Annotated in this window: 23 protein-coding genes; 17 read left to right on the top strand and 6 right to left on the bottom strand. The window is 70.7% G+C overall.

Annotated features, from left to right (window positions below):
- Nucleotides 1-11 precede the first annotated feature (11 nt).
- A complete protein-coding gene (locus ACMCNK_RS02180) occupies nt 12-1,595 on the bottom strand; it encodes a phospholipase D family protein (RefSeq protein ID WP_412734684.1) in 1,584 nt (527 codons plus the stop codon).
- Between the two features lie 189 nt (nt 1,596-1,784).
- Here ACMCNK_RS02180 and ACMCNK_RS02175 point away from each other — a divergent pair, with 189 nt between their 5' ends.
- Nucleotides 1,785-2,249, top strand: a complete 465-nt coding sequence (locus ACMCNK_RS02175) for an SRPBCC family protein (protein ID WP_412734683.1) — start codon at nt 1,785-1,787, stop codon at nt 2,247-2,249.
- Between the two features lie 80 nt (nt 2,250-2,329).
- Here ACMCNK_RS02175 and ACMCNK_RS02170 read toward each other — a convergent pair whose 3' ends face one another.
- Nucleotides 2,330-3,349: a fatty acid desaturase family protein gene (locus tag ACMCNK_RS02170; protein WP_412734682.1), complete on the bottom strand. Its 1,020-nt coding sequence runs from the start codon at nt 3,347-3,349 to the stop codon at nt 2,330-2,332.
- 127 nt (nt 3,350-3,476) lie between these two features.
- Here ACMCNK_RS02170 and ACMCNK_RS02165 point away from each other — a divergent pair, with 127 nt between their 5' ends.
- The 3 genes from ACMCNK_RS02165 to ACMCNK_RS02155 all read left to right on the top strand — a co-directional run bounded on the left by ACMCNK_RS02165 (nt 3,477) and on the right by ACMCNK_RS02155 (nt 5,991).
- Nucleotides 3,477-4,763 carry a sensor histidine kinase gene (locus ACMCNK_RS02165; protein WP_412734681.1) on the top strand — a complete coding sequence of 429 codons (1,287 nt, stop codon included), beginning with the start codon at nt 3,477-3,479 and terminating at the stop codon, nt 4,761-4,763.
- Nucleotides 4,715-5,350 (top strand): LuxR C-terminal-related transcriptional regulator, encoded by a 636-nt coding sequence (locus ACMCNK_RS02160; RefSeq protein ID WP_412734680.1) that lies wholly within the window; start codon nt 4,715-4,717, stop codon nt 5,348-5,350. Before ACMCNK_RS02165 ends, ACMCNK_RS02160 begins: the two co-directional genes overlap by 49 nt.
- A 119-nt stretch (nt 5,351-5,469) precedes the next feature.
- Entirely contained in the window at nt 5,470-5,991 is a 522-nt protein-coding gene (locus tag ACMCNK_RS02155) for a hypothetical protein (RefSeq protein ID WP_412734679.1), read from the top strand.
- Between the two features lie 48 nt (nt 5,992-6,039).
- Here ACMCNK_RS02155 and ACMCNK_RS02150 read toward each other — a convergent pair whose 3' ends face one another.
- Nucleotides 6,040-7,026 carry a DUF2867 domain-containing protein gene (locus ACMCNK_RS02150; RefSeq protein ID WP_412734678.1) on the bottom strand — a complete coding sequence of 329 codons (987 nt, stop codon included), beginning with the start codon at nt 7,024-7,026 and terminating at the stop codon, nt 6,040-6,042.
- A gap of 52 nt (nt 7,027-7,078) precedes the next feature.
- Here ACMCNK_RS02150 and ACMCNK_RS02145 point away from each other — a divergent pair, with 52 nt between their 5' ends.
- The 5 genes from ACMCNK_RS02145 (at nt 7,079) to ACMCNK_RS02125 (ending at nt 12,953) form a co-directional block, all read left to right on the top strand.
- Nucleotides 7,079-7,651 (top strand): TetR/AcrR family transcriptional regulator, encoded by a 573-nt coding sequence (locus ACMCNK_RS02145; RefSeq protein WP_412734677.1) that lies wholly within the window; start codon nt 7,079-7,081, stop codon nt 7,649-7,651.
- Between the two features lie 180 nt (nt 7,652-7,831).
- Nucleotides 7,832-9,424: a diguanylate cyclase gene (locus ACMCNK_RS02140; protein WP_412734676.1), complete on the top strand. Its 1,593-nt coding sequence runs from the start codon at nt 7,832-7,834 to the stop codon at nt 9,422-9,424.
- Nucleotides 9,425-9,536: 112 nt separating this feature from the next.
- Nucleotides 9,537-11,804, top strand: a complete 2,268-nt coding sequence (locus ACMCNK_RS02135) for a putative bifunctional diguanylate cyclase/phosphodiesterase (RefSeq protein ID WP_412734675.1) — start codon at nt 9,537-9,539, stop codon at nt 11,802-11,804.
- Nucleotides 11,805-11,838: 34 nt separating this feature from the next.
- The gene (locus ACMCNK_RS02130; protein ID WP_412734674.1) at nt 11,839-12,450 is read left to right on the top strand and encodes a GNAT family N-acetyltransferase; all 612 of its coding nucleotides are present in this window, start codon (nt 11,839-11,841) and stop codon (nt 12,448-12,450) included.
- 131 nt (nt 12,451-12,581) lie between these two features.
- On the top strand, nt 12,582-12,953 hold the full coding sequence (locus ACMCNK_RS02125; protein WP_412734673.1) for a hypothetical protein: 372 nt from the start codon (nt 12,582-12,584) through the stop codon (nt 12,951-12,953).
- Nucleotides 12,954-12,975: 22 nt separating this feature from the next.
- Here the strand turns inward: ACMCNK_RS02125 and coaD are convergent, their stop codons facing one another.
- The gene (coaD, locus tag ACMCNK_RS02120; RefSeq protein WP_412734672.1) at nt 12,976-13,413 is read right to left on the bottom strand and encodes a pantetheine-phosphate adenylyltransferase; all 438 of its coding nucleotides are present in this window, start codon (nt 13,411-13,413) and stop codon (nt 12,976-12,978) included.
- A 98-nt stretch (nt 13,414-13,511) separates the two neighbouring features.
- Here coaD and ACMCNK_RS02115 point away from each other — a divergent pair, with 98 nt between their 5' ends.
- The 5 genes from ACMCNK_RS02115 to ACMCNK_RS02095 all read left to right on the top strand — a co-directional run bounded on the left by ACMCNK_RS02115 (nt 13,512) and on the right by ACMCNK_RS02095 (nt 16,687).
- On the top strand, nt 13,512-13,670 hold the full coding sequence (locus ACMCNK_RS02115; protein WP_412734671.1) for a hypothetical protein: 159 nt from the start codon (nt 13,512-13,514) through the stop codon (nt 13,668-13,670).
- A gap of 76 nt (nt 13,671-13,746) precedes the next feature.
- Complete coding sequence (locus ACMCNK_RS02110) at nt 13,747-14,322, top strand: YdeI/OmpD-associated family protein (RefSeq protein ID WP_412734670.1); 576 nt, start codon at nt 13,747-13,749, stop codon at nt 14,320-14,322.
- Nucleotides 14,323-14,378: 56 nt separating this feature from the next.
- Nucleotides 14,379-14,957 (top strand): TetR/AcrR family transcriptional regulator, encoded by a 579-nt coding sequence (locus ACMCNK_RS02105; RefSeq protein WP_412734669.1) that lies wholly within the window; start codon nt 14,379-14,381, stop codon nt 14,955-14,957.
- Complete coding sequence (locus tag ACMCNK_RS02100) at nt 14,954-15,610, top strand: lysophospholipid acyltransferase family protein (protein WP_412734668.1); 657 nt, start codon at nt 14,954-14,956, stop codon at nt 15,608-15,610. The genes ACMCNK_RS02105 and ACMCNK_RS02100 overlap by 4 nt, the downstream gene beginning before the upstream one ends.
- Nucleotides 15,611-15,685: 75 nt before the next feature.
- Complete coding sequence (locus ACMCNK_RS02095; protein WP_412734667.1) at nt 15,686-16,687, top strand: DUF1152 domain-containing protein; 1,002 nt, start codon at nt 15,686-15,688, stop codon at nt 16,685-16,687.
- A 36-nt stretch (nt 16,688-16,723) separates the two neighbouring features.
- Here ACMCNK_RS02095 and ACMCNK_RS02090 read toward each other — a convergent pair whose 3' ends face one another.
- Nucleotides 16,724-17,932 (bottom strand): M6 family metalloprotease domain-containing protein, encoded by a 1,209-nt coding sequence (locus ACMCNK_RS02090; RefSeq protein WP_412734666.1) that lies wholly within the window; start codon nt 17,930-17,932, stop codon nt 16,724-16,726.
- A 328-nt stretch (nt 17,933-18,260) separates the two neighbouring features.
- Here ACMCNK_RS02090 and phoU point away from each other — a divergent pair, with 328 nt between their 5' ends.
- Both phoU and ACMCNK_RS02080 read left to right on the top strand, forming a co-directional pair.
- Nucleotides 18,261-18,902, top strand: a complete 642-nt coding sequence (phoU, locus tag ACMCNK_RS02085) for a phosphate signaling complex protein PhoU (protein ID WP_412734665.1) — start codon at nt 18,261-18,263, stop codon at nt 18,900-18,902.
- A gap of 109 nt (nt 18,903-19,011) precedes the next feature.
- Nucleotides 19,012-19,476, top strand: coding sequence for a phage tail protein (locus tag ACMCNK_RS02080; RefSeq protein WP_412734664.1), 465 nt, complete (start codon nt 19,012-19,014; stop codon nt 19,474-19,476).
- Between the two features lie 138 nt (nt 19,477-19,614).
- On the opposite strand, the gene ACMCNK_RS02075 is transcribed toward ACMCNK_RS02080, so the two are convergent.
- Nucleotides 19,615-21,021, bottom strand: coding sequence for a hypothetical protein (locus tag ACMCNK_RS02075; protein ID WP_412734663.1), 1,407 nt, complete (start codon nt 21,019-21,021; stop codon nt 19,615-19,617).
- Between the two features lie 292 nt (nt 21,022-21,313).
- Here ACMCNK_RS02075 and ACMCNK_RS02070 point away from each other — a divergent pair, with 292 nt between their 5' ends.
- Nucleotides 21,314-22,354: a phosphatidylinositol-specific phospholipase C domain-containing protein gene (locus ACMCNK_RS02070; protein WP_412734662.1), complete on the top strand. Its 1,041-nt coding sequence runs from the start codon at nt 21,314-21,316 to the stop codon at nt 22,352-22,354.
- The last annotated feature ends 50 nt before the right edge of the window (nt 22,355-22,404 follow it).

The following is a 22,404-nucleotide window of genomic DNA, read 5'->3' as shown; positions in this document are numbered from 1 at the left end:
CGGGTGCGGCCTCACCAACCGGCCCGCCGGCGCAGCCGCCACGGCCTGCCGTCCGGGTCGTAGACCAGCCGGTACAGCGGCACCGCCCACATCCGGGTCCGGGCCGGCAGCCGCTCGGGCCGGTGCGGCCGCAGGCGGCCCGGCGGTCGCCGGCCCACCCGCCCGCCGTCATGCCACGACTGCAACGCGTCGGCGGCATGACGGAACGCCGTGACCGCCTGCCGGGGATCGATCAGGTCAGCATCGTCCCCGGCAGAGCGGTCCAGGTGCTCGCGCATGAGCCGCAGGCGCAGCTCGCGGGCGAACACCCGGGCCCCGTCCCCGCCGCCACCGGGATCGGTGGGTTCGCGCGGGTCCAGCTCGGTGTCCAGGACCGCGCAGGACAGCTCGCTGTCGTGCGACCACGACCGCAGGTTGAGGTTGTCGCTGCCGACACTCGACCAGGTGTCGTCGACCACGCACACCTTGGCGTGCACGTACACCGGTGTTCCCGCGTGATTCTCCACATCGAACACGTGCACCCGGTCGGGCGCCGCCTCCCGGCACACCTGCACCGCCCGAACCCGCCCCACCTGGTTCGGCGGCAACGCGAACCGGCCGTCCACGTCGGCGTGCCGCGGGACCACCACCACCAGGTGCAGGCCCGGATTCTCCCGCAACGCCGCCGCGAACAGGCCCGCCACCTCGGCCGACCACAGGTACTGGTCCTCGACGTAGATCAGCGAACGGGCCCGGCGCACCGCCTTGCGGTAGGCGCGGGCGATCGAACGCTCGCCGTCCGGGGCGAACGGATACGGCGGATGCTTGTTCGCGTACGTCCGCAGCACCTGCACCAGGTGCGGCCCGGCCGGCGGCGGATCAGGCGGGCACGGCGGCAGGTCCCCGACCTCCAGGTCAGCGCCGAGGAACCGGTCCCGCAGATACGCCAGCGGCCGGCGGGCATCCAGCGTGGTCTTGTCCAGCCACCGCTCCCGGAAACACTGGTCGAGAACACCCACGACCGGGCCGCGCAGCATCAGCTGCACGTCGTGCCAGGGCGGGTGCGCGCCGTACTGATGCGCCATCCGCACCGCCTGCGGATCGCCGTGATGCCCGGCGTCGTCCCGCCGGCTGTGACACAGATCGATGCCGCCGGCGAACGCCACGTCCCGCTCCGGGTCCCGCGGGTGCCGCGCCACGATCAGCTTCTGGTGGTGCGACCCTCCGGCACGGACACGCTGATCCAGCAGAACCTCTCCCCCGGCCTGCTCGATGTCCTCGCCCAGGTGGCGGTTCTCCATCTCGCTGTACCGGAACGCGTCCAGGTGCGAACGCCATACCAGGCCCTTGACGACGACACCCCGCTCCGCGGCCGCCACCAGCAGCTCACGGATCGTCGGTCCGGCACCGGTCAGCCGCTGATCCGGGTCGCCCCGCCAGTCGGTGAAGAACAGGTAGTCGCCCGCCGACAGGGCGGCGACCTCCTCGGCGAGGCGACCGAAGTACGCGGATCCGTGCACGAGCGGCTCCACGCGGTTCCCCGCACACCACGGGGGCAGGCTCGTCGCCGGGTTCCCGCGTTCGCGGTCGGTGAGAAACCAGTCGTCGATTCGCATGAGTGCACTCCGGGGCATGGATGTCACACCCGTCGTGCCCACTCGGCGCTGAGCTCAACCGTGCGCCTCACCCACGGTTTGACCGCGGGCACCGGGGGCACCAACAAGAGAACGCGCCGGCCTCGACCGGATGGGCCGAAGCCCGGCCGGCCCCGGCCCCGGCCGGGCCCGAACAGGAAGGAACACATGGTGAGCACTGTTACCGAGTCCGTTGACGTCAACGTGCCGGTACGCACCGCGTACAACCAGTGGACCCAATTCGAGGACTTTCCCCACTTCATGAGCGGGGTGGACGAGATCCGCCAGCTCGACGACACCACCACGCACTGGAAGACCACCATCGACGGCGTGAAACGGGAGTTCGACGCCCGCATCACCGAGCAGTTGCCCGACGAGCGGGTGGCCTGGACGTCCGTGGACGGCAGCCGGCAGGCCGGCGTCGTGACGTTCCACCGGCTCGACCCGACCCAGACGCGGGTGACGGTCCAGATGGAGTTCGAGCCCGACGGCTTCGTCGAGCAGGCCGGCGCCACGCTCGGCTTCCTCGACCGTCAGGTCAAGGGAGACCTGAAGCGGTTCAAGGAGTTCATCGAGGGTCGTAGTGGCGTCGAGACCGGCGCGTGGCGCGGCGAGGTCCCCCGCCCTCAGCCCTGACACGTGCTGGGCTGAGCCCCTGGCCGATGCGTGTTCGTGACGAGCAAGCGCATCGGCCAGGCCAGGGGCCCGAAGCACGCTCAGCGGCCCCGCAGCGGTGCGCCGACCTCGTGCAGGTGCCGCAACGCCTGACGGTACGACTCCAGCAGGCTCGTCGACTCGTACGCCACGCCGATCTCCGCGCAGTACGCCGCGACGATCGGCTGCGCCTTGCGCAGGTTCGGTGTCGGCATCGCCGGGAACAGGTGATGCTCGATCTGATAGTTCAGACCACCCAGCGCGACATCCACGAGCCGGCCCCCGGTCACGTTGCGTGAGGTCAGCACCTGCTTACGCAGGAAGTCCTCGGTGCCGTCCGGATGCGGCATGCCCTTGTGATTCGGGGCGAACGTCATGCCCAGATAGACGCCGAACAACGCCTGGTGCACCACGAAGAACCCGAGCGCCTGCGCCGGCGACAGCACCAGCAACAACGCGCCCAGATAGCACACCACGTGCACCACCAGCAGGAACGCCTCCAAGCCGCGACGTTTCATGTCACCGCGGATCAACGCCTTGACACTGGACACCTTCAGATCGATGCCCAGCAACGTCAGCAACGGGAAGAACAGTCCCGCCTGATGCCGGGCGATGAAACCCTTCAGCCCGCGCCGCCCCCAGGCCGACTCGGTGGCCCAGATCAACACCTCAGGTGCCACGTCAGGGTCGAGCTCATCGTGGTTCGGGTTGTTGTGATGGCGGGTGTGCTTGTCCATCCACCAGCCGTAACTCATCCCGACGCCGAGGTTGCCCGCGATCCGTCCGGCGATCTCGCCGGCCCGCCGCGTCTGGAAGACCTGACGGTGGGCGAGATCGTGCGCCACCAACGCCACCTGGGCGAACGTCACCGCCAGGAACGCGGCGACCACCAGCGTCCACCAGCTCGGCCCGACCAGCGCGAACGCCGTCCAGCCGCCCACCAGCGCCAGGGACGTGGCGGTCAGCCGTACCGCGTAGTGGGCCGGCCGGCGCTCCAGCAGCCCGGCCCGGGTCACCCGCCGGTTCAGTTCGGCGAAGTCGCTTCCGGTCGTCGGCCGTGCCAGCTCCGTCGTTGTCGTCATGCCCTCCAGACTCGCGGCCGGCCGCGGACCGGTCAGGAGTGTCAGACCCCCACGGATGGTGGTGCTAGCACCCCCGCGCGACCAGCGCGGATGTGCACACCGTGACCGTCAGGGACAATGGCGAACCATGACGACACGGTGGTGGATACGCAACGGCCTACGTGCCGTCGCCGGTGGCGGCTACGCGGCCGGTCTCGCGATCACCAATCTGCTGCTGCTCGCGCTGGCGCTGGTCGCGCTCGTGCTCGTCCCCGTACCGTTTCTCGGCCTGGCCCTGCTGCCGTGGGTGATGTCCCTGGTGCGGATGCGGGCGGGCCTGGAGCGGCGCCTGGCCGGACGCGCCGGTGTCGCCATCGCGCGCCCGTACCAGCCGCGCCCACCGCGGGCCCTGCCCGGCGGCTGGCAGCGCTTCCGGTGGGTCGTCACGGACCCGGCCACCTGGCGGGACCTGGCCTGGCTCGTACCCGGCGCGATCGTCGGAGCCGGGCTCGGCCTGCTCGCCATGGCCGTCCCGCTGTACGGCCTGCAGGGCCTCTCGCTGCTCCCGCTCTGGCTGTACCTGGGCGTCGACTGGTACGGCTACGGCGTCTTCTGGCCGATCGCGAGCGTTTCGCAGGGACTGCTCTCGATCCCGCAGGGTGCGGTGTTCCTGGCGCTCGGGCTCGGCGTCGCGCCGTGGCTGATGATGGTAAACGCCCGGTTCAGCAAGCTGCTGCTGGCCCCGACGAAGGCCGCCGAGCTGCGGCTGCGGGTCGCCCAGCTGACGGTCACCCGCGCCGACACCGTGGACGCGCAGGCCGCCGAGCTGCGGCGGATCGAGCGGGACCTGCACGACGGCGCGCAGGCCCGGCTGGTGTCGCTGGGCATGACGATCGGCCTCGCCGAACAGATGCTCGAACGCGATCCCGCCGCGGCCCGCAAACTGCTCACCGAGGCCCGCGAGGTCAGCGGCGCCGCCCTGCTGGAACTGCGCAACCTGGTCCGCGGCATCCACCCGCCGGTGCTGGCGGAACGCGGCCTCGACGGCGCGGTCCGCGCGCTGGCGATGAGCCTGCCGATGTCGATCTCCGTCGAACTGGACCTGCCCGGACGCCCGGAGACCCCGGTCGAGTCCGCCGCGTACTTCGCCGTGGCGGAGGCCCTGGCCAACGTGGTCCGGCACAGCGGCGCAGGCACCGCGCAGGTGTCGATCCGGTACGCCGGAGGGCTGCTGGCGCTCATCGTGTGCGACGACGGCACCGGCGGCGCGGACCCGCACCGGGGTACCGGCCTGCGGGGCATCCAACGTCGTCTGGCAGCCTTCGATGGCACCATGTCGTTGTCCTCCCCTCCGGGCGGACCGACGCTCGTCACGATGGAGCTGCCGTGCGTGTTGTCCTCGCCGAAGACCTCGCCTTACTCCGGGACGGCCTGACCCGGCTGCTGGAGGCGTTCGAGTTCGAGGTGGTCGAGGCGGTCGACAACGGCCCGGATCTGCTCCCGTCCCTGCTGCGGCACCGCCCGGATGTCGCCGTCGTCGACGTGCGGCTGCCACCCACGTTCACCGATGAAGGACTGCAGGCGGCGATCGCCGCCCGGACCGAGGTGCCCGGCCTGCCGATCCTGGTGCTCTCCCAGCACGTCGAACCGCTGTACGCCCGCGAGCTGCTCAGCGACCGCAACGGCGGGGTCGGATACCTGCTCAAGGACCGGGTCTCGAACGTCGCCCAGTTCGTCGACGCGGTGCGTCGCGTCGCCGACGGCGGCACCGCGATGGACCCGGAGGTGGTGTCGCAGCTGCTTGCCCGCCGGGAGCCACTGGCCGTGCTGACCGCCCGCGAACGCGAGGTGCTCGGCGAGATGGCGGAAGGCCGGTCGAACGCGGCCATCGCGGCGACGCTGTTCATCACGGAGAAGGCCGTCAGCAAACACATCAACAACATCTTCACGAAGCTGGAGATGCCGCCGTCGGACGACGACAACCGGCGGGTGCTGGCCGTCCTCACCTACCTCAATGCCTAGACCTGGCGGCCCGTCGTTTGCGGCCTGGCTCTACCGTTGGCCCAGATCAGAACAGGGTGGGGAGGCGGCATGCTCCGGCGCATGACACTCATCTCGTTCCTGCTGCTGCCCCTCGCCGCGTGCGGCCATTCCGCCGACACCGGCCGGCCGGCGCCGCGCCGGGCAGCACCCAGGTGGTGGGCACCGCGCCGGCCGCCTCGACCGCACCTAGCGCCGCACCGGCCGGGCAGCCGTCCGCATCGACGCCCGCTGCGGGTCCTTCGACGGCCGGGTCCGAGCAGCTCACCGGCGTTCAGCACGCGTACCTCAAGGCGGCCGACCCGGCGAAGGGCACGATCACCTTCGACCTGGTCGAATGGTTCGAGGGCAAGGCAGCGGCCGACGCCTGCAAGGCGGACGGCGTCGAGCCGGCCGAGAACGACTGGTGCACCGGCTGGTACATCCGCAACAACAACAAGAAACTGCGCACTTACCCGGTGGCCCCGGGTGCGAACCTGCGGGTCGTCGGCACCACCGGGACGGACCTCGTGAACGCCGACCTCACGAAGTTCCGGGCGACGCTGCTGCAGACCGGCCGGGTCTTCGTCTTCACCGTCAAGGCGGGCCAGATCACCAAGGCGGACGAGGTCTACACGCCCTGACCCCCGACAAACGCCCGGCCGGGCTCGGGTGAGCTCGCGGACGGCTCATCACCCGCGCGTGGCGGAGCGACGCACCGCGCCGGGCGCGGTGGCGCGGCGTGCTGCCCGGCGCAGCATCGCCCGCACGACGGCCGGGTGGACCAGCTTGACGACGGCGAGGTAGATCCGCCGGGCGCCGGTGCGGACGGCCGCGGTCGTGGCGACGGTGACGGTCGTGCCACCGCCGTCCGGCTCGACCAGCACACTGGCCCGGAAATCCAGATGCGGGGCGTCCGTACCGAGCAGCACCTCGTTCGTCGTCTGCCGCAGGGGCGCGAACGCGCTGCGGTCCCCCCGCTCGATGCCGAGGAGCGGCACCAGCCGGTTGCGCAGGCGCATCAGGGCCAGCACCGGGGCGGGCGGGTCCTGGAACACCGCGTCGACCCACTCCAGAGGCAGCACCGACGTGCCGGGCGGCATGCGCACCGCGTACGCATCGGCGAGGTCACGCCGCCCGGGCCAGGCGTGCAGCAGCCGCGCCTCGGGCGGGACGGGCACGGCACGCACCCGGCAGGTCTCGGACGCCGCGGCCAGCCGGGCCCGCAGCGGATACCGGTACGGGCTGCGCACCGCCCCGGTGAGCGCGTGTTCGGCGTTGTCCAGCAGATGCTCCAGCACGGTGTCGTGCAGCGTGCGGACCAGCAGCGGCCACAGCAGCCGCATCGAGCCGGTGAGCCGGCCCGCCAGCCGGTGCCGCAGGACGCTGGTGTCCGGCCCGGTCGGCTCCACCTCCAGCACGTGCGTTCCCACGATGCCGGTCGGCGCGACGAAGGTGAACTCGACACGGCGGCCGGGCTCGTAGCCGGTGACGCGGTACCGGATGGAACCGTGGCCGCCGCTCGCGCCGACGCCCAGGGGACGGTCGAACCGCATGGGCGGCCAGGTGGGCGAGGGCCACAGCGGATCGTCGGTCGCGCCGGCTCGGTCGAGCAGACGCCCGATCTCCTCGGCCGGGACGGGGAACTCTCGCTCGTGGACATTGCTGATCTGGACCATGACCACCTCCGTACGGTGCCGTATGGCGACTTCCGTACGGTAGCGTATGGGAATGCCGGACCGACAGACCAACCGCCTCACCGCCGACGACTGGGCCGCCGCAGCACTCGACGCGATGGCGCGCGGCGGGCTCGGCGCGATCGCCGTGGAGCCGATCGCCGCCCGCCTGGGCGCCACCAAGGGCAGCTTCTACTGGCACTTCGCGAACCGGGATGCCCTGATCACCGCCGCGCTGGACCGCTGGGAGTCCGAGCACACCGAGGCCGTGATCCGGCTCGTCGACGCCGAGCCGGATCCCCGTGAACGGCTCCGGCTGCTGTTCCTCACCGTCATGGAGGCGACGGCGCACGACACCGTCGAGGTCTCCCTGCTCTCCACCGCCGACCACCCGCTCGTGGCGCCGGCGCTGGCACGGGTCACCCAGCGGCGGATGGAGTACACCGCCGGCCTGTTCGCCGGCCTCGGATTCGATGCCTCCGAGGCAGCGGCGCGGGGCCTGCTCGCCTTCAGCACGTACCTGGGCCACGTGCAGCTCGCCCATGCGATGCCGCATCTCGTGCCGGGCACCGCAGCCGCCCGCCGCGACTACGTCGACCACGTCATCACGCTGCTCACCGCCCGGTGAGCCGGGGCATGCGGTGAGCAGGGGTATGCCGTGAGCAGCGGCACACCGCGCCGAGCATCCTAGGAGACTGGCCTGCATCGTCTCCCGCGGCGGGACGGTGCCCGAATAACGCTGGCCAACTTCTTCAGCTTTCAGGACCCCCGCCGATGGGAGGAGGCGAACCGGACTGGGGGTGGGAACTTGATCAACAGCGCGACCAGCGCCGAGCAACTGTCTGCTGCCCTGCTCGAGATCGAGGACCGCAGGATCGGGAACGCCGAGGAAGCCCTCGCGCTCGTCACCGAGTTCGAGGCCCGGGCCGTGGAACTCGGCGACGACACCCTCGTCTGGCGCGCCCGCGTGTGCCGCGCGTACCTGCTCATGCGCGCCGGCGACGTTGCGGGGGGCGCCCGGCGGCTCGACGACGGCTACGCCTGGGCGGTCGAGCACGGCGACCGTCTGTTGCAGGCCCGCGTCCACGTGACCTGGTCGTACGTCCAGCGGTTGCGCGGCGACTTCGCCAAGAGTCTGGAACACGCGCTGAGTTCGGTCGAGCTGCTCGACGAGACCGCCACGCCGTACATGCGGGTGCGGCACCACATGAAGCTGGCCGACGCCCTCGCGGACAGCGGCGCGTTGGACGCGGCCCGGCCCCGGTTCCGGCAGACCGAGGAGCTGGCCCGCGAGCTGGGCCTGTGGGAGCCGCTCACGGACGTGCTCAACAACTGGGCGTACTCGGAGTATCTCGCCGGGGAATTCGTGCGCGCCCAGGAGGTCGCTCTGCGGCTGCAGGAACACGCCGAGGCACACGGGATCGAACTCGCCACGTTCACGCTGGACACGATCGGCGCGATCCAGATCAGCAACGGCCTGTACGCCGAAGCCGAACAGACCGCGCTGGCGTGCATCGACCTGCACCGGACGGGCCATTACGACGGCGCCGAATACCTGGCCGAGTACCTGCTCACCCTGGCTCGCGCCCAGCGCGGGATGGGTGCCACCGACCGGGCCCAGACGAGTCTGGACCAGTCCCGCGCGCTGTGCGTCGAGCGGGAGCTGCACGAGGTGATGGTCCGGGTGCTCCAGGAGCAGGCCGAGCTGCACGCGGCGCGCGGCGAGATCGCCGAGGCGTTCGCGATGCACAAGAAGTTCCACGACGCGTACGAGAGACTGCGCTCGAAGCAGAACGAGGCCCAGGCACAGAACATCTTCGAGACCGCCGAGGTCCGTGAGGAGGCCGAGCGCTTCCGCGAGCAGGCCCGGCGCGACCCGCTGACCGGCCTGTTCAACCGCCGGTACGTCGACGAGGAACTGCCCGCCCTGATCGCCTCGGACCCCGAGCTCACCGTGGCCATCGTCGACCTGGACCACTTCAAGCGGGTCAACGACGAACTCTCCCACGACGTCGGCGACCAGGTGCTCGTCCAGGTCGCGAAGCTGCTGGAGACGGAGCTGGCCGCCGCCGTACCGGACGGGTTCGTCGCCCGGCTCGGCGGCGAGGAATTCCTGCTGGTCCTGCCGGCCACCACCGTCGCCGCCGCGACGAAACACCTCGACGGGATCCGCCGGACCGTCCGCGCGTACGCATGGTCCGGGATGACCGGCACGCTACCCGTGACGATCAGCATCGGCGTGGCCGGCGTGGACGAGGCCCCCGACCGCTGCCAGCCGACGCTGCTGTCCGCGGCGGACCGCAACCTCTACATCGCCAAGCACGCCGGACGCGACCGCGTCGCCTCCAGCAAGTCGCCCAAGGGCCGCAAGCGCACCTACCGCGACCTCGACGCGGCCTGATTCCGCCGCGCGGAGTCTCCCCGCTCGTACGGCAACCGCCACGGCGCCAGGACGATCCGGATCGCAGGGCGATGGCAACGTTCCTGCACCCTGCGGCCGGTATCCATATGCCGTGACCCGCAAAAAGGCAGACGTTTCCGATGCCGCCGCACACCGCTGGTACCTCGCGGTCGGCGTGCTCGTCGTGCTGGTCGGCACGGTGCTCGACCTGCAGGTGCGCCTCTGGTTGTACATGGCCGTAGCGGTGTCGGTCATGGGGGCCGTCGCGGTCGGCGTACGCCGGCACCGGCCGACCTGGACCGCGCCGTGGTGGCTGATGGTCTCGGCGGTGGCGTCGTCGTTGCTGGCCAACGCCGGGTGGGCGATGAACCTCACGCCGGCCGGGGTGCCGCGGTTCCCGTCGTTCGGTGATCTGTTCTACGCCCTCATGCTGGTGCTGCTGGTCCTGAGCAACTACTGGTGGGTCCGTCCCGGGCAGCGCCGCGGCGGCGCCGTGGAGGCCGCCATCGTGACGCTGGGCGGTGGGGCACTCTCCTGGACGATCGTCATCGAGCCGTTGCTGTTCAACGGCCGGTTCAGTGGGCTGCGGCTGGCCAGCTACCTCTGCTACGCCGCGATCGACCTGGTCTTCATCGTGCTGACCATGCGTGTCGTGGTGGTCTCGCGGGTGCGCACGCCCGCGTACCGGCTGATGGTCGCCGCCAGCGGCCTGCTGGTCATGACCAACACCGTGAACTTCGCCGGGCTGCTGAACGGCACGGACCTCGACCGGCTGGTCGCGCTCGGCTGGCTGGGCTCCTACCTGCTCATCGGCAGTGCGGCGCTGCACCCCTCGATGGCCGCCAGCACCGGCACGGTCACCCGCAACCCCGCACCGACATCGCGGGGGCGGCTCCTGCTCTACGTCACGCTGATCCTGGCCATCGGCGCGCTGACGGTCACCAGCCTGGCGACCGACGTCGGCGGTAACTCGCCACGCACGATCGGGCTCGTGCTGCTCGGCGGCGCGATGTCGATCCTGCTCATCGTGCGGATGTCGCAGCTCGCCGCACTGCTCGGACGCCGTTCGCGGTCGGACGGCCTCACCGGGCTCGGCAACCGGGCCCGGTTGCAGGACGACCTGGACACCGTCGGCCGCCGCGACCAGGTGCTGCTGCTGGTCGACCTCGACGGGTTCCGGGACCTCAACGACAGCTTCGGCGACCGGATCGGCGACGCGGTCCTCGTGGAGACCGCCCGCCGGCTCCGCGCGGTCCTGCCCGACCGGGCCACCGTGGTCCGTATCAGCGGCGACGAGTTCGCCGTTCTCGCCGACGCCCGCGACGGCTCCGACGGCGCCTGCGTCGCCCAGAACATCCTCGACGGGCTGCACCGGCCGTACCGGCTGCCGGGCATCCCGGCCCGGCGCATCGCCGCCAGCATCGGCGTCGTGCCGCTGGACGCGAACAGCCCGCGCCGGCACGCGCTGCGCGACGCCGACCTGGCGTTGCGCAGTGCCCGGCTGGCCGGCGGGCAGCAGTACGCCGTCTACGACGCCGCCGTGCACGCCGAACGACTCGCCAACACCCAGCTCGTGGCCGACCTGCACCGGGCCCTCGAGGACGGGGAGTTCACCGTCCACTACCAGCCCATCGTGGCGCTGGACACCAGTGAGATCGTCGAAGCCGAGGCGTTGCTGCGCTGGACCCGCGCCGACGGCACCTCCATCTCGCCCGGACAGTTCATCCCGCTCGCCGAGCAGAGCGGCGCGATCGTCGCCATCGGATCCTGGGTGCTGGCCCAGGTCTGCGCGGACCTGCGGGCGCTGCACCGCGAGCACGGGCTGTCCGTGACCGTGAACGTCTCCGCCCAGCAGCTGCGCGATCCGAAGTTCGCCGAGCACGTACTGGAGCTGCTGGAACGCAATGACGTACCGGGTTCGGCGCTGATCGTCGAGATCACCGAGACGGTGCTCGTCACGTCGGTCGTCGACGCCGCCACCGTCACCGAGCAGCTGCAGATCCTGCGCGATCACCAGGTACGCATCGCCATCGACGACTTCGGCACCGGGTACTCGTCGCTGGCCTACCTGCGCCAGTTGCCCGTCGACATCCTCAAGATGGACGGTTCCTTCACCGCGCTGCAGATCGAGGAGGGCACCGAACGCGACCTTGCGTTCATCCGCGCGATCGTCGAGCTGAGCCACAACCTCGGGCTGCAGACCATCGCCGAGGCGGTGGAGACCGGCGCCCAGGCCGACCGGCTCCGGGAGCTCGGCTGCGACCTGGCGCAGGGCTACCACTTCGCCCGGCCCGCACCGGTCGCCGCCCTGCACAAGGTCATGAGCGAACGCCGCGACCCGGTCGCCGCCACGAAGCTGAGCCCTGCCGACCGGCGGTGAAATTCCGGCGAACGGCGGAGTACACAATGACACGATGATCGACATGCGATCCCAGCAGCAGCGAGAGCTGCATCCCCGCTATCCGGTACGGACCGCGCGCCTGCGGCTGCGCCCCCTGGGCACCGACGATGCCGACGCCCTGCTGGTCTACCGAAGCCGGCCGGACATCTGCCGGTACGTACCGTTCGAACCGATGGACCACCGGGCGATCACGGACCGGCTGGCGACAGTGTGGGACACCACCGCCCTGACCGACGAGGGACAGGCCCTGACGCTGGGCGTCGAACTGGCCACCGGCGGCGCCCTGATCGGCGATGTCGTCCTGTTCTGGCACAGCCGGGAACACCTGGGCGGGGAGATCGGGTACGTCCTCAACCCCGAGCACGCCGGGCACGGCTACGCCACCGAGGCGGCACATGCGATGCTGCGCCTGGGCTTCGAGGAGCTGGGTCTGCACCGCATCGTCGCGCGCATCGACGAGCGCAACGACGCATCCGCGAACGTCGCCCGCAGGCTGGGGATGCGGCAGGAGGCCCGCCTCGTACACAACGAGCTTTTCAAGGGCGAGTGGAGTACGGAGCTGGACTTCGCGATGCTCGCCGAGGAGTGGCCCGCCCACCGCGAACTCCCGGCGAACCGGCGCTGACCTGGCCGCCGCCGCGGCGGGGGTAGCGTGAGAACCGGACCCATCCATCCCCGATGTGGGAGGTTCCGATGCCTCGAAACCACATGCACGATCGCCGTTCACTCGTTCGGTCGGTGGTCCTGGTCGCCGCCGTGACGCTCGCACCGGTCCTGCTGGCACCGCCCGCCGCGGCCGCCGCCGGGCCGCCTGCCGCGGCCGCTCAGGTCCAGGCCGAGGTGTCCGTGCATCCGGACACGATCCACCCGGGTGGCCACGTCGTCATCACCGGCGTCGTCCCGGCCGGCGGGCCACAGTCATGCCCGGCCGGGAACGCTGCCGTCCCGACCTCCACGGCGGCGCTGTTCCCACCGGACGGATTCGGCCCGGAGGCGCCGCGCAACCATTCCGGCCACTTCAGCATCGCGTACGTGGTGCCGGCCTCGACGCCGCCCGGCACGTACGTGATCGGCGTGCGCTGTGGCGGCGGCAACGTCGGGATCTCAGCCGACCTGCGGGTCGTCTGACGGTCCGAACCTGCCTCCACGCTCAGGCTCGCAGAGCCCGCACTGCGGTGGACGACGTCGTGACCAACGCCGGCCGGGCCGGCAGAAGCAATGTCGTCACGCCCAGCGATTCATTCATCGCTGCGAGTTCGTACTCGTGCAGCCAATCGGCGGGGTTCCTGACCCCTCGGACAATCACACAGCTTCCGTCGCGTCGGCAGTAATCCACGGTCAATCCGTGCCAGGCAGCCACCGAAACGTTCTCCCAGTCCGCTGGGAGCAAGTGCTGGATCTCCGCGGCCCGTACGGCGGTCGGCTGGGACGGTTGTTTGTCGTCGTTGACGGCTACCAGGACGGTGACGTGGTCAAACATGCGCCGCGACCGGTCGACGACGTCGAAGTGGCCCGGCGTGAAGGGATCGAACGTCCCGGGATAGACCGCTCGGCGCCGGACGTCCCGCGCCGCACTGTCGAAGCTCATGGATGCACGGTAGATCGGGCGGGGGCGGGCCGGACTGTGATGTGAAGCGATCGACACCGCCCTTGCGCGGCGGCGCGGCCGTCGGTTTGGCTCGGGGCTTGGCGCTCATCGCGTACGACCACGCCGATGCCGACGCTATTGAGGCGACCCGTCATCTGGGCGACGACGCAGTCGGCGCGTGGCGGGAGGCGATCGCCCGGCATCCGGATCCGCGGCCGGGCTCCGCGCCGCCGCACGGACCGCAACTCACCCGGTGATCGATGCCCTCGATCTGCTGGTGCTGCGCACGCCGTAATCTCGGGTGGATTGCCGCTACGACGATGGAGCCGGCCCGTGACAGGCGCTGACCTGCCGATCATGTCCTTCGAGTCGATGTCCGCCTGGCGAACGTGGCTCGACACGGAGCACGGCTCCGCGGCCGGCGTGTGGCTGAAGATCGCGAAGAAGGACGCCGGGTTCGCCAGCGTCAGCTACGGTGACGCGCTGTCCGTGGCCCTGTGTTATGGCTGGATCGACGGCCAGAAGAGGTCGTTCGATGACGCCTGGTGGCTGCAACGGTTCACCCCGCGCAAGTCCGGCAGCAGATGGTCGAAGATCAATCGGCAGAAGGCGCAGGAGCTGATCGACGGCGGCCTGATGCGCCCTGCCGGTCAACGCGAGGTGGACGCCGCGCTGGCGGACGGCCGCTGGGCGGCCGCCTACGACGGCTCGCGGACCGCGACGGTGCCGGACGACCTGGCGGCCGCGCTCGCCGGCAACGAGGCCGCCGCGGCCTTCTTCGCCACCCTGGACGGGCGCAACCGGTACGCGATCCTCTACCGCGTACAGGAGGCCAAGAGGCCCGAGACCCGGGCCCGGCGCATCGATACGTTCGTCACCATGCTCGCCAACGGCGAGAAGATCTATTGACGACAGGTCAGGGGCGCAGGTAGACACCGTCTACCACCGTGCGGTAGACAGTGTCTATGCACGACGACGAGGGGCTACGAGCCCGCCTGATCCGGATCGGCGGCGAACTGGTCGACCGCGACGGGCCGTCCGCGGTGTCCTTGCGCGAGATCGCCCGAAGCGCCGGGGTCTCGCACGGTGCACCACGCCGCTACTTCCCCACCCACCTCGAGCTGCTGTCGGCCATCGCCCGCGAGGGATACGCCGACCTCACCGCCGCGGCGAACGCCGCCCTGGCCGACACGTCCGGCGCCCCCCGCGCCCGGATCGCCACGCTCGCCCACATGTACCTGGATTTCGCCGCCACCCACCGCGGCCGCTACGAGCTGATGTTCCGCCACGACCTGCTGGCCAGCGACCATCTGCGGCTCCGCGACACGAGCCTGCCGCTGTTCCAGCTGCTCACCGGCCTCGTCGCGCAGGCCCGGCCGCAATCCCACCCGCCCGCCGAGGTCGTCGCGGGCGCACTCTGGGCCAACCTGCACGGCATCGCACAACTGTCGCAGTGGGGCAGCCTCCCCCTCGCCACCGGCACCGCCGAACCCGATGCGTTGCTCGACGCCGCGCTCGCCGCCCATCTGGGACCCGCCGCATGACCGCCACCCCACCGATGTACGCGCTGACCCAGCACACTCTCGGCCGGTACCTACGGCGCCACTGGCGACCGACCGTCACCGGGCTCCAGCACCTGCCCGGCACCGGCGGAGCGATACTGGCGGCCAACCACCTGTCCGTGGCCGACCAGTTGTTCCTCGGCGTGCTCACGCCCCGTCATGTCGCCTTCTGGGCCAAAGCCGAGTACTTCCGTGCACCCGGGCTGCGAGGCCGGCTGACCCGGCGCGTCGTCACCGGCATGGGCGCCATCCCGGTCGAACGCGGCGGGGGCCGCGCCGCCCTCACCGCGTTCGACGCCGCCATTCCCGTGCTGCGCCGCGGTGGCCTGGTCGCCGTCTTCCCCGAGGGCACCCGCTCACCCGACGGACGGCTCTACCGCGGCCGCACCGGCGTGGTCCGGCTCGCCCACCGGGCCGCCGTACCGATCATCCCGGTCGGCATCCGCGGCACGGACCGGCTGCGCCCACCCGGCGCCCGGCTCCCCCGCCGCCATCCGATCAGCATCACGTTCGGACCCGCGATCGAAGTGCACATCGCCGAACCGGCGGACATCCGCAGGGTCACCGACACCCTCATGGACGCCATCCAAGCTCTCAGCACCCAGCAGTACGTCCCCCACTACGCCCGCACCTGACGCCGACGGCCGAGGCATCATGCCCGTCAGGCCGCATGCTCGCCCCGCATGACGGGGTGCTGCGATCATGGGTGGGTGCTGGACCCCGCCTCCTCGGCCACCGAATCCGCAGGGCCCCACGAGGGCTCCTTGAGCTCGCCGCCACTGTTCGCCGCATTGGCCCGGGCGCGAACCGTTCTGATCGCCGGAGCAGGCGGCGGCTTCGACGTGTACGCAGGGCTGCCGCTGGCGATCGCTCTGTGGCAGTCCGGCGTCACGGTGCACCTGGCCAATCTGTCGTTCACCCCGTTGGAACTGCTCGACCTCGAGGCGTGGCTGACCGAGAACGTCGCGACGGTCACGCCGGACACCGCCGGACCCGACGAGTATTTCCCCGAACGTACGCTTGCGCGGTGGCTGGCCACCCAGGGTCTGCCGTCAACCGTGTACGCCTTGCCGAAGGTCGGTGTGCAGCCGCTCCGCGCCGCCTACCGGCACCTGGCCGAGCACCTCGACATCGACGCGTTGGTGCTGGTCGACGGCGGCACCGACATCCTGCTCCGAGGCGACGAAGCCGACCTGGGCACACCGGTCGAGGACATCACGAGCCTCGCCGCGGCCGCCGCCCTGGACACCCCGGTCAAACTCGTGTGCAGCCTCGGGTTCGGAATCGACGCCTACCATGGCGTCAACCACAGCCAGGTACTGGAGAATCTGGCAGCGCTCGACCGCGCCGGGGGCTACCTCGGCGCCCTGTCGATCCCCGGCACCAGCCGAGAAGCCGTGATGTACCGCGACGCCGTCGCCCACGCACAGGCGGCCACCGCGCTACGACCCAGCATCGTCAACGGCCAGATCGCCGCCGCCACCCGGGGTGCTTTCGGCGACGTTCAATTCACCCGGCGCACCACCGGCAGCACACTGTTCGTCAATCCGCTGATGGCGATCTATTTCACCGTCGACCTCGCCGCCCTCGCCGCCAGGTGTCTCTACCTCGATCGGATCGAGAACACCCTCGGCATGCGGCAGGTCGCCGGCCGCATCGAAGCGTTCCGCAACGAGATCACACCCCGCATTCCCCGCGCCTTCCCGCACTGAGACAGCCCAAGCAACGCCGGCCCCCGGGACGTGACCTCACCAGGTGGTCTGCACCGTCCGCTTGGCGCCGTTCGCCCCGGTCAGGGTGACCCGCACACCGGAGGCGGGATCGGTCACCTGCTGGCCGGCCGTGGTCAGTGTGGCGTTGTCCAGCTCGGCGTCGGCGAGACCGCAGCCGTCCACGGGGCTGCCCGGCTGGGCGTCGAGGACCGTGACCGGGTTGTTCCCGCCGCCGACGCTGGCGTCCACCGCGTAGACCAGGACACCCGGGTGCAGGCACGGCGACGCCACGTCGAGGCTGTCGGCCTGGCGGTTCTCCACCACGATGGCGCGTTGCGCGGACACCTTCACCACGGCGGCCTTCAGGCCGGTGGCAGTGCCCAGCGGGGTGAGCGTCACCTTGCGGGCGCCGTGGGCGGTGGCGCAGGAGATCTGGGTATCGTCGAGCCAGCCCATCTTCCACTTGTGCCAGGCCAGGTGGTCCGGCGCCGGGCCGCTGATCAGGCCCATGAGGTCCCAGCCGCCGACCGGCCGGTGCAGGTCGGGCCACCCGGCCCCGTACGTGTAGAGGTCCGGCAGGCCGAACACGTGCCCGGTCTCGTGGTTGAGAACTTTGTATCCCCAGCTGTCCACGTCGGCGCCGAGGGTCACGCCGTGGCGCAGCTCCACGCCGTCGGCGGACAGGCCCCACCCGGGGTCGGCGATGAACGCGGGCGAGTTGGCGATCACCGTGGCGGAGCGGGGCGACACCACGTAGACGAGGTCGAACTGGGCGAAGTCCACTGCGCCGTCGCTCGCCGTCACCGCGTCCTGCATGTAGGCGCGGTGGGCCGCGAACGAGGCGTTGAAGCCCGCGTAGGCGCTCTGCGGCTGCGGCATCCGCGCCCAAGCAGTGGTGAACGTGGGCACCAGCGTGGCCCGGCCGTACGACGCGGTCCGCAGCCAGTCACCCGGTGCGGTGGCGAACATGTCGCGCCGCTTGGCGAGCTCCTTCGCGCCGCCCGGGGCGTCGGAGAAGTCCACGAAGAGGAACACCGCCCGCAGCGCGCCCTGCGGCGCGAGCCACCGGTGGTAGTCGGTGGGGCCTTCCTGCTCATTGCCGATCCCCGGTGACGCCGGCAGGCGGCAGTCGCCCGCCGAGGCCGCCGAGGCCGGTACGGGACCTGCCACCAGCCCGGCCACCACAGTCGCCGCAACGCCGACCACGGCCAGCAGTGCACGCCGAAGATCCCCGCGTCGCCTCATCCCTGTCCCCATCCCCATGAACGCCGTGGGCGCCCGACACGACGCCGCTCATCCGCTGTAGACGACCGCCGTCGTCGTCGCGGCGCTCAGCATAGGGCAATGAGCGAAGCCTCATGGTCCCGTGGGCCTGACATCACGACACCTGTCGGGAAACCTGCTCTCCCGCAGGAGCGGGCCTGCCGGGGTCTGGAAGGATCGACAGTAGACGGACAAATCGATGCGGTCCCGCATGCCCGCGGAGACGAAGACCAGGGCCTCGCCGGCGCCGGGAGACAACCTCCGGCCCGCGGCTACCTGGGCGGGTGCGGCGGCCGCGGACAGGAGAGCCATGCGCGAGGACTTCCACGACGAACTCGCCCGGGTCGCCGGCGCCCTGGTCACGATGGCCAAGGCCGTACGGGAGGCGATGCGGCAGGCCAGCGCCGCCCTGCTGGCCGCCGATCACACGATGGCGCGGCAGGTGACCGTCCGCGATGCCGAGATCGATGTGCTCTATCGGGTGGTCGAGGACCGGGTGTACGAACTGGTCGCCCGCCAGCAGCCGGTCGCCGGTGAGCTGCGGATGGTGCTGACCGCGCTGCAGGTGGCCGCCGACCTGGAACGCATGGGTGATCTCGCCGTACATGTGGCCCGCGCCGCGCTGCGCCGGCACCCGGCGCCCGCGGTGGTGCCGGAGCTGGCCGATCTGTTCCGCACGATGGGAACGGTGGCCGACGGGCTGGCCAGCAAGATCGTGTCGGCGCTGGCCGACCGTGACGCGGTCCTGGCCGCCCAGCTCGACCGCGACGACGACGCCATGGATCACCTGCACCGGCGGCTGTTCGCGGTCATGCTCAGTCCGGAGTGGCCGCTGGGCGTGGAGGCCGCCATCGACGGCGCGCTGCTGGGCCGCTACTACGAGCGGTACGCCGACCACGCCGTCAACATCGGGCGTCACGTGGTGTTCCTGGTCACCGGCAAGAACGACTGAGCGGGCGATCGACACCCACCGCCGGGCGATCCGCCGCCGCGGGTGTCGGGGCCGTGGTAGCCTCCGGCCGACGTAAACGGACATACCTGGCGTGTTTCGGGAGTGCGTCATGACATACACCGTGGACTTCACCACCGTTTCGACCGTCGGCCTGGAATCGTCGCCGGTCGCGGACGCACTGGCCGGCCTGCGGGCGAACGAGGCCCGCTATTTCAAGAACAAGTACGACCACGACTTCGCTGTGGAGCCGGCGAGCAACGCCCAGACGACCATCGACTGGGTGCACCGGATCCTCAAGGAGGAACGCGACATCGTCATCGCGTCCCGCCCTCTGGAGGCCACCGCGTTCCAGGTCGAGGACATCCGCATGGCCTACGTCTTCTACGAGAGCGGGCTGTCGATCAACGTGATGTACACGATCGACGGGCCCACGAAGCGGGCGGTCGGATTCAAGCTTTCCGACGGGATGGAAGTTCCCGAGGAGCTCGCCTCGCGGTTCAAGTTCGCGAGGCAGAAGTCGAAGCTGGCCGGGACGATTCGCGGTTCCTACTTCACCATCAAGAACGAGTACTGACGCCGGTTCGGCGACTACTGACGCCGGTTCGGCGACGCCCGAGCAGGCCGTGGGAACGGGTTGCACGAAGAATCCCGGTCCCCCCGTGCGGTGCAGAGGGGCCGGGATCCTGGAATTCGCGTGCGGTGTCCGGGTGGATCAGGCGATGAACTTGGCGGAGCGCCGCCGCGCCACCAGCACGTACGCGACAACACCCGCCGCCACGAGCAGTACGCCGACGACCGCGATGGTCACGACATTGGCGCCGGTCAGCGCCAAGCCGCCGCCGGAGCCGTTGTCCGCCTTGCCGGCGGCGTTCGCGGTGCCGGTGTCCGTGCCGCCGGTCCCGGTGCCGGTCGCAGCGCCCGCACCGGTGGCAGTACCCGTGGCCGTTGCGGCGCCCGTGCCGGTGCCGGTGCCGGTGCCGGTGCCGGTGCCGGTGCCGGAACCCGAGCCCGTGCTCGTGCCGGTAGCGGTGCCGGTGCCCGTACCGGTGCCTGTGGTGCCCGTTGCGGTTCCGGCGTTGCCCGGGGCCTCGCCCGCGTTCACGACGATCTCCGCGGTGTCGTCGGCGACGTTGGTGTCCGTGCCGTTCTGACCGCCCAGCTGCCAGTAGTAGTTGGTCTTCACGGTGCCCTTCGTCTCGCCCTTGCGGTCGATCCGGAGGTCGAACTCCCAGTCCTGGCTCGTGTTCGCCTTGAGTACGTGCTCCAGCGACCTGTCGAGGAAGCACACGTACTGCGCCGCGCCGGGCTCCGAGCTTCCCGGGCCACCGTTGTGCATGGGGGCGCAGTTCTTGGGCGGGGAGACGACCGTGGTGCCCGGTGGCACGGTGACCAGCGTGTCGGATCGCAGGCTGGGAATGGCGCCGTTCCAGAAGCTGGCCGACGCGGGTCCCATGTTCTGCTCGCTGATCTTCAGCTTGACCGTGGCCCCGACCGCGCCGCGCACCGTCGCGCCGACCGCCTTCAGGTTGAGCGGGTTGTTGCCCGTGATCTCGACCTTCGTGTGCGTGTGGCGGATGTCGTCGGCCGCGCCGGTCGCCGTGGCCACCGCCTCCGAGGTGGCCTGCAGTGCGAGCTTGCCGTCCACGCCGCGCGTGCGGTGGTGGTTGCGCCACAGCGGGAGGCGGGACGCCACCTCCTCGGCGGTGTACCACGTGGACTCGGCGGACAGGTGGCTCGGCGCGAACGTGTCTGCGCCGATCTCGTACTGCATCTGCGGCTGGATCGCGTACTGCTTCGCCGGTGCGATCTCGGTGTCGAACTCGCAGAAGGCGTCCCGAGCGGCGTAGTAGCAGTTCTCGAAGGTCTTGACCGGCTTCATGCCGTACTGCCACGACAGGAACAGGTAGGACTTGGGCACCGCGGCGGTGGCCGGGTTGCCCACCGAGATCGCGTCCGTGATCGTGCCGCCGGGCCCGGCCGTCATGGTCGTGTCCGGTCCGGCGACGAGCGCCGCCGTGGCGGGGGCTGCTGCCGCCGCCGACGATGCGCCGACGGCGAGCCCGATGAACCCGACGGCGCCGATGCCCCGGATCCACGGCCGGAAACGATTTCTTGCCACGCTGTCCCCCACTCAGTTGATCGAGAATCTGGCGCAGCATAGGAGCGCCGACATCGATCAGCAAGCATGCACAGAGACAACGAAACCGGCCAATATGGATCGCCCAAGGGGAGATAGAGGACATTTGGGATCGTAACGATTTGCATCGATGCGGGATTGCGCGGGAGAAAGCGCGACAGACGGCGGGCCGACGCCGATTCGGCGACCCCGGCTTCGCCACCCCATGTTCATAATCATCGATTTAGATGACCTCGTGGCCGGCGGCACGACCGGCCGGTCAGGAGGCTCTCCGATGCGCAGATCCCGAATTCTCGTCACGGCCGCCGTCCTTGCGACGCTCGCCACCACAGGCACGACCATGCGTACGGACCATGCCGCCTGGGCGGCCGGACCGGACGCCCAGGTGTCGCAGACGACCACCGTAGGGCTGCACAACACGTACGATCCGGCCACGTTCTCCTATCTCGCGCAGGCGCTGGACGAGCACCCCGGGATGATCGAACTGGACGTGTGGGACGACATCGTCACCCGCGAGTGGAAGGTCAGCCACAACAAGCCGCTCGGCAACGCCAACAACTGCGTCGCGGCGACCAACGCCACCCAGTTGTACACCGGCAGCACCAACAAGAACCTCGAGTACTGCCTGGACGACATCCGGATCTGGCTGGCCGCGCACCCCGGCACGGGCCCACTGATCGTGAAACTCGAACTCAAGGCGGGATTCAGCAGCCGGACCGGGCTGGGCCCGGCCCAGCTCGACGCGGCCATCGCCGCGCACCTCGGGTCTGCCGTGTTCACACCCGCGGACCTGCTCGGCGACCACCCATCGCTGGACGCCGCCGCCCGCGCCAACGCCTGGCCGACCCGGGAGCGGCTCGCCGGCAAGGTGATCATCGAGGTCATCCCGGGCACGGTCGAGGAGAGCAACCCCACCGACACCCTGTGGACCGACGTCGAGTACGCCCAGTACCTCAAAAGCCTCGCCGCCTCGGGCACCCTGTCGCGCGCCCAGATCTTCCCGTCGGTGCACAACGCCCAGACCGGTGACCCACGCACCCGCTACTCCGACCCGAGCCTGCGGCCCTGGTTCGTCGTCTTCGACGGCGACGCCACCCGCTACCTCAGCGGCGACATCGACACCGCCTGGTACGACACCAACCACTACCTGCTGATCATGACGGACGCGCAGAACGTACCCCCCGCCGTACCGGCCGGGGACGCATCGGCCGCGCAGGCCCGCGTGTCCGCCCTGGCCGCCGCGCACGCCAGCGTCGCCTCCAGCGACTGGTCCGCCCTGCCGGCGGTCGTGGCGCTGCTCGACGACCGCGGCTGAACCGGCGCGTACCTTCCGCCCGCGGCTGTGCCCCTTCGCCGTTCCGCAGA

Source organism: Krasilnikovia sp. MM14-A1259, assembly GCF_047159535.1.
In the GTDB taxonomy this organism is placed as follows: Bacteria; Actinomycetota; Actinomycetes; order Mycobacteriales; family Micromonosporaceae; genus Actinoplanes.
This window is presented reverse-complemented; position numbering and strand designations above follow the sequence as displayed.

What these genes read in the sequence shown, in the direction of transcription:
- ACMCNK_RS02180 (WP_412734684.1), bottom strand. Translation starts at nt 1,595, where the DNA reads ATGCGAATCGACGACTGGTTTCTCACCGACCGCGAACGCGGGAACCCG.
- ACMCNK_RS02170 (WP_412734682.1), bottom strand. Translation starts at nt 3,349, where the DNA reads ATGACGACAACGACGGAGCTGGCACGGCCGACGACCGGAAGCGACTTC.
- ACMCNK_RS02165 (WP_412734681.1), top strand. Translation starts at nt 3,477, where the DNA reads ATGACGACACGGTGGTGGATACGCAACGGCCTACGTGCCGTCGCCGGT.
- ACMCNK_RS02150 (WP_412734678.1), bottom strand. Translation starts at nt 7,026, where the DNA reads ATGGTCCAGATCAGCAATGTCCACGAGCGAGAGTTCCCCGTCCCGGCC.
- ACMCNK_RS02145 (WP_412734677.1), top strand. Translation starts at nt 7,079, where the DNA reads ATGCCGGACCGACAGACCAACCGCCTCACCGCCGACGACTGGGCCGCC.
- ACMCNK_RS02130 (WP_412734674.1), top strand. Translation starts at nt 11,839, where the DNA reads ATGATCGACATGCGATCCCAGCAGCAGCGAGAGCTGCATCCCCGCTAT.
- coaD (WP_412734672.1), bottom strand. Translation starts at nt 13,413, where the DNA reads ATGAGCTTCGACAGTGCGGCGCGGGACGTCCGGCGCCGAGCGGTCTAT.
- ACMCNK_RS02105 (WP_412734669.1), top strand. Translation starts at nt 14,379, where the DNA reads ATGCACGACGACGAGGGGCTACGAGCCCGCCTGATCCGGATCGGCGGC.
- ACMCNK_RS02100 (WP_412734668.1), top strand. Translation starts at nt 14,954, where the DNA reads ATGACCGCCACCCCACCGATGTACGCGCTGACCCAGCACACTCTCGGC.
- ACMCNK_RS02090 (WP_412734666.1), bottom strand. Translation starts at nt 17,932, where the DNA reads ATGAGGCGACGCGGGGATCTTCGGCGTGCACTGCTGGCCGTGGTCGGC.
- phoU (WP_412734665.1), top strand. Translation starts at nt 18,261, where the DNA reads ATGCGCGAGGACTTCCACGACGAACTCGCCCGGGTCGCCGGCGCCCTG.
- ACMCNK_RS02080 (WP_412734664.1), top strand. Translation starts at nt 19,012, where the DNA reads ATGACATACACCGTGGACTTCACCACCGTTTCGACCGTCGGCCTGGAA.
- ACMCNK_RS02070 (WP_412734662.1), top strand. Translation starts at nt 21,314, where the DNA reads ATGCGCAGATCCCGAATTCTCGTCACGGCCGCCGTCCTTGCGACGCTC.